The sequence below is a fragment of the Crossiella sp. SN42 genome, assembly GCF_023897065.1.
Lineage (GTDB): Bacteria > Actinomycetota > Actinomycetes > Mycobacteriales > Pseudonocardiaceae > Crossiella.
In genome coordinates, this window is sequence record NZ_JAMHIV010000074.1 from 1 (window position 1) to 6,197 (window position 6,197).

Genomic DNA, 6,197 nt, shown 5'->3' on the forward strand with positions numbered 1-6,197 from the left:
TCCAGCAGTCGGTAGAGGGCGACTTCCAGTGCGAAGAGGGCGGGTTGGGTGTTGGCGGTGTCGTGGACCGCTTCGGTGAAGGGCTGTGCCAGGCCGAACTTGTCGCAGAGGCGGGTGAAGGTCTCGGCGAAGACGGGGTAGGTCAGCAGGTCTGTGCCCATGCCGGGCCACTGGGAGCCCTGGCCGGAGAACATCATCGCGATGTCCGGGCTGGGCACGGCCTGGCCGAGGTGGGCGTGGGTGGCGGTCTCGCCGCGGGCGATGAGCTGGAGCGCCTGGGTGAGTTCCTCGGGCGTGCTGCCGATGGCCACGGCCCGGTGCTCGAAGGCGGTGCGGGTGGTGGCCAGGGCGTACCCGGCCGCGCCGAGCGGGCCGGAGGTGTGCGCGTACAGCTGCTGGGCCTGCGCCCGCAGGTCGGCCTCGGTCTTGGCGGAGAGCACCCAGGGCACGATCTCCGGCTCGTCCGCGGTGACGGGTTCGGGCTGCGGGGCCTGTTCCAGGATGAGGTGCGCGTTGGTGCCGCTGATGCCGAAGGAGGACACCCCGGCCCGGCGGGGACGGTCGACGTGCCACGGCTGGGACTCGGTGAGCAACGCGATGCTGCCGTCCCAGTCGACGTGGCTGGAGGGTGTCTGGGCGTGCAGGGTGGCGGGCAGTTGCCTGTGCCGCATCGCCATGATCATCTTGATCACGCCGCCGACACCGGCCGCGGCCTGGGTGTGGCCGAGGTTGGACTTCAGCGAACCCAACCAGAGCGGTGAATCCTGGTGTTCGGGGCCGTAGACCTCGTGCAGGGCTTGGGCTTCGATGGGGTCGCCGAGCCGGGTGCCGGTGCCGTGGGCTTCCACGGCGTCGACCTCGCCGGGAGCGAGCCCGGCGTTGGCCAAGGCTTGCCGGATGACTCGTTGCTGGGCCGGGCCGTTGGGCGCGGTCAGGCCGTTGGACGCGCCGTCCTGGTTGACCGCGCTACCGCGAATGATCGCCAGGATCTGGTGGCCGTTGCGCTGAGCGTCGGAGAGCCGTTCCAGCAGCAGGACTCCGACCCCTTCGGCCAGCCCGGTGCCATCGGCCTCCGCGCTGAAGGCCCGGCACCGGCCGTCCGGGGACAGCCCGCGCTGCCGGGAGAACTCCAGGAACGTGGCGGGGGAGGCCATCACGGTCGCGCCGCCGGCGACGGCCAGATCGCACTCGCCTTGCCGGAGCGCTTGTCCCGCCAGGTGAATGGCCACCAGCGAGGAGGAGCAGGCGGTGTCCACGGTGATCGCGGGGCCCTCGAAGCCGAAGGTGTAGGCGATCCGGCCCGAGGCCACGCTGCCCGCGGTGCCGGTCAGGAAGTGGCCCTCCAGCTCCGGCGGGACCGCGTCGGCCGGTGGGGCGTAGCCGGGCTCGAACGCGCCGATGAACACCCCGGTCCGGCTGCCGCGCAGGGACTCCGGCAGGATGCCGCCCTGCTCGCAGGCCTCCCAGGTGGTCTCCAGCAGCAGGCGGTGCTGCGGGTCCATGGCCAGGGCCTCGCGCTGTCCCAGCCCGAAGAAGGCCGCGTCGAACTCCTCCGCGCCGTCCAGGAAACCGCCCAGCGTGGTGCGCACGGTGCCCGGCCGGTCCAGGTCGGGGACGTCGAAGCGCTCCAGTTGCCAGCCGCGGGCCGCCGGTGGCTCGCCGATGGCCTCGCGGGCCCCGGACACCAGCTGCCACAGGTCCTGCGGGCCGCGCACGCCGCCGGGGTAGCGGCAGCCGATGCCCACCACGGCAAGGGGTTCCCGGCGCAGGTGGTCCAGCTCCGCGCGGGTGGCGTAGAGCTCGTTGGTGGCCCGTTTGAGGTAGTCCACCAGCTTCGCTACTTCGGACATCTCGGCTCCTACGCTTCGCTGGCCGGCACGGAGCGGCCGAGCTGGTTGTCGAGCAAGGCGAACAGCTCCTCGGAGGTGGCGTTGTCGATGAGCTCGCGTCCCGGCGCCACCGGCGCGGGCTCCGGCTCGGGCAGCAGGCGGCGCAGCCGGGCGGTGATCTCCGCCCGCGCCCGGTGGCCCTCGGGCAGCGCCGCCAGGGCCTGTTCGAGCTGGTCCAGACCGGACAGCACGGCCGCGGTGTCGTCACCGGCCAGTTCGCCGAGCAGGTGCCCGGCCAGCGCGCCCACGGTCGGGAAGTCGAAGACCACCGTGGCGGGCAGGGACAGCCCGGTGATCGTGCGCAGCCGGTTGCGCAGCTGCACCGCGGTGAGGGAGTCCAGCCCGAGCTCCTTGAACGGCTGGGCCTCGGTGAGCCCCTCGGTCCCGGTGCGGCCCAGCACCGTGGCCAGCTCCGCGCGCACCAGTTCGGCCACCAGGTCCCGTTGTTCCGCCTGGGGTGTGCGGCGCAGCCGGTCGGTCCACGACCCGCCCGCGCGCTCGGTGGCCACCGGGGCCCGCACCAGACCGCGGAACAGCGGTGGCAGGTCCTCGGCGGCCAGCCGCTCGCGCAGGGCGGCCAGGTCCAGCCGGACCGGGGCAGCCAGCGCGTCCGGCCGGGCCAGCGCCTGGTCGAACAGGGCCAGACCGTCCTCATCGGACAGTGGCAGCACACCAGATCGGCGCAACCGGGCCAGATCGGCCTCGGTCAGCTCGCCGGTGAGCCCGCTCCGGCTGGCCCACAGACCCCAGGCCAGCGACAGCGCGGGCAGCCCGGCGGCCTGCCGGGCGGCGGCCAGCGCGTCCAGGAAGGCGTTGGCCGCGGCGTAGGTGCCCTGCCCCGGCGTGCCGGTGAGCCCGGCGGCCGAGGAGAACAGCACGAACGCGGCCAGGTCGTGCCCCTGGGTGAGCTCGTGCAGGTGCCAGGCCGCGTCCACCTTGGGGCGCAGCACCGCGGCCAGCCGGTCCGGGGTGAGCGAGCCGAGCACCGCGTCGTCCAGCGCGCCCGCCGCGTGCACCACCGCGGTCAGCGGCCGGTCCAGCCCGGCCAGCACCTCGGCCAGCGCGGCCCGGTCCGCGGTGTCGCAGGCGAGCAGCCGCACCCGGGCCCCGGCCGCGCGCAGGCCGGCCAGCAGCTCCTCCGCCCCCGGCGCGGCCGGGCCGGAACGGCTGAGCAGCAGCAGGTCCTGTGCCCCGTGCGCCTCGACCAGGTGCCGGGCCAGCCGGGCGCCCAGCGCGCCGGTGGCGCCGGTGATCAGCACGGTGTGCTCGGGCCGCAGCGGCCGCGGCAGGGTGAGCACCACCTTGCCCACCTGCTGGGCCCGGCTGAGGAAGCGGAATGCCTCCGGCGCCTGCCGCAGGTCGGCGGCGGTGGTGCGCACCGGGGTGAGCGCGCCCCGGTCGAACAGCGCGCCCAGTTCGCCGAACAGCGCGTGCAACCGGTCCGGTCCGGCGGCCATCAGCTCGAAGGCGCGGTAGGCCACGCCGGGGTGCGCGGCGGCGACCGCCTCAGCGTCCCGGACGTCGGTCTTGCCCATCTCGACGAACCGGCCGCCGCGGGGCAGCAGGCGCAGCGAGGCGTCCACGAACTCACCCGCCAGCGAGTCCAGCACCACGTCCATCCCCGCCCCGCCGGTGGTGGCGAGGAACGCCTGCTCGAACTCGAGGTCCCGCGACGAAGCCAGGTGGTCCTCGGCGATCCCGAGTTCGCGCAACACCTGCTGCTTGGCCGGACTGGCGGTGGCGAAGACCTCCGCGCCGAGGTGCCGGGCCAGCTGCACGGCCGCCAGCCCGACGCCACCGGCCGCCGCGTGCACCAGCACCCGGTCTCCCGGCTTCAGCGCGGCCAGTTCGACCAGCGCGTAGTAGGCGGTGAGGAACACCACCGGCACGGCGGCCGCGGTCGGGAAGGACCAGGACGCCGGGACGTGGGTGAGCAGGCGGGCGTCGGTGACCGCGTGCGTGCCGAAGCTGCCCGGGAACAGACCCGCCACCCGGTCGCCGACGGCGAAGCCGGTGACGCCCTCGCCCACCGCCTCGACCACGCCGGCGCCCTCCAGGCCGAGTTCGCCCGCTTCACCGGGGTAGAGGTCGAGCGCGTTGAGCACGTCCCGGAAGTTCAGGCCCGCCGCGCGCATCGCCACCCGCACCTGACCGGGCGGAGGGGTGTCCACTTCGGACGGTCGGAGGACGAGGTTCTCCAGCGCGCCCCGGCCCGTGGTGACCAGGCGCCAGTGCGGCGCTGGCGGGCGCAGCGCGTCGTGCGCGGTGGCCCGGACCAGCCTGGGCACCCGCACCTCGCCGTGCCGCACCGCCAGCTGCGGTTCTCCGGCCAGCAGGTGCGCGGTGACCTCCGCGGCGCTGCCGTCGGTGTCCAGCAGCGCGAACCGCCCCGGCGCTTCGGCCTGCGCGGATCGGATCAGGCCCCAGACCGCGGCGTGTGCGGGATCGTGCCCGGCCTCCAGCGGGTGGGTGGCCACCGCGCCACTGGTGCGGAAGACCAGCGTGGTCCCGGTGGTGTCCTCGGCCAGCCACCGCTGCGCCCGCTCCAGCGCGTGCCGCACCAGCTGGTGCGCGCGCTCGGCCGCGGTGCCGGTGACGGCGGGCAGGTCGGCGAACTCCAGCTCGCCCTCGGCCGCCGGCGCGGGGGCGGCTGTGTTCCAGCGCACCCGGTGCAGGCCGTCCACCGGCGCGGCGTCGGCAGGCAGCGGGCGGACCACCAGACTGTCCACTGTGGCCAGTGGCCGGCCGTCCGCGCTGTGCACGGTCAGGCCGACCGCGTCCGGGGACTGGCGCACCAGGCGCACCCGCAGCGAATCCGTTGCAGGGGCCGAAGAACTGACCCCGCGCCAGCTGAACGGCACCCGGACCTGCTCGTCCAGCAACGAGTGCAGGGCCGCGTCCAGCAGCGCGGGGTGCATCGCGTGCCCCGGCTCGGACCGCACCTGCTCGGGCAGGCTGACCTCGGCGAACACCTCGTCCCCGCGCTGCCACACCGCCCGCAGGCCGCGGAAGGCCGGCCCGTAGGCCAGGCCGGCCTCGGCCAGCCGCTCGTACCGGTCCTCGATCGCCACCGCCTCCGCGCCGGTCGGCGGCCAGGGACCGAGTTCGGCAGGCCGCAGGGCCTCGGGCAGCAGGCTGCCGACCGCGTGCCGGGTCCACTCACCGGTGACGCTGGCCTCCGCCCGGGAGTGCACCGACAGCGCGCGCCTGCCGCTGTCCTCCGGCCGCCCGAGCACGACCTGCACCGCGACCCCGTGCTCCGGCACCACCAGCGGCGCCTCCAGGGTCAGCTCCTCGACCTGGGCGCAGCCGGCCTCCTGCCCGGCGCGCAGCGCGAGGTCGAGCAAGGCGGTGCCGGGCAACAACACCCGCCCGCCGAGCACGTGATCGGCCAGCCACGGCTGTGCCCGCGGGCAGACCCGGCCGGAGAACACGGTCTCGCCACTGCCGGCCAGCGAGGTCGCCGCGGTCAGCACCGGATGCTGTGGCGCGACGAACCCGGCGGCCCGCAGGTCCTGCCGGACCGCGGCCGGTTCGGCCCAGAACCGCTCGGACTGGAAGGCGTAGGTGGGCAGCTCGACCGGCCGGGGCGGCGGTGCCGGCCAGCCCCAGTCCACGGTCCGCCCGGCCAGTTCGGCCCTGGCCAGCGCGCGCAGGAAGTCCGGCAGGTCGCCGTGGTCCCGGGTCAGCGTGCCGAGCACGTGGATGTCCTCGGCGAGGTCCTGGACGCCGGTCGCGAGCACGGTGTGCGGGCTGATCTCCAGGAACAGGTCGTGCCCGGCGGCGGCCAGCGCGCTGACCACCTCGGCCAGCTGGACCCGCTGCCGGAGGTTGTCCACCCAGTACTCCGCGTCGGCGACCGGGTTGACGCCGAGCCGTCCGTCCACAGTGGACCACCAGGGGATCTCGGATTCCTGTGGCTGGATACCGGAGAGCGTCGCGAGCAACTGCTCCCGTACCCGGTCGACGTGGTGGGAGTGCGAGGCGTAGTCCACCGGCACCCGCCGGTGCCACACCTCTTCCCCGGCGCACCACGCGGCCAGCTCGTCCAGGGCCGCGGCATCACCGGAGATCACCACCGAACGGGGCCCGTTGACCGCGGCCACCGACAATGCCCCGCCCCACCGGCCGATCCACTCCCCGGCCTGCTCCGGGGTAGCGGTCACGGTGAGCATCCCGCCCAGACCAGCCAGCTCCGCACTGATCACCTGAGCCCGCAACGCCACCACCCGGGCGGCGTCCTCCAGCGAGAGAGCCCCGGCCACGCAGGCCGCGGCGATCTCCCCCTGAGAGTGGCCGATCACCGCC

1 protein-coding gene and 1 pseudogene are annotated in these 6,197 nt (G+C 74.9%); both read right to left on the bottom strand.

The window, feature by feature from the left end; genetic code table 11:
* Positions 1 to 1,850, bottom strand: a pseudogene (locus tag M8C13_RS44200) (type I polyketide synthase); the annotation flags it as partial.
* Positions 1,851 to 1,858: 8 nt separating this feature from the next.
* Positions 1,859 to 6,197, bottom strand: a 4,339-nt coding sequence (locus tag M8C13_RS44205; RefSeq protein ID WP_252486849.1) for an SDR family NAD(P)-dependent oxidoreductase, incomplete at its 5' end; no start/stop codon positions are given.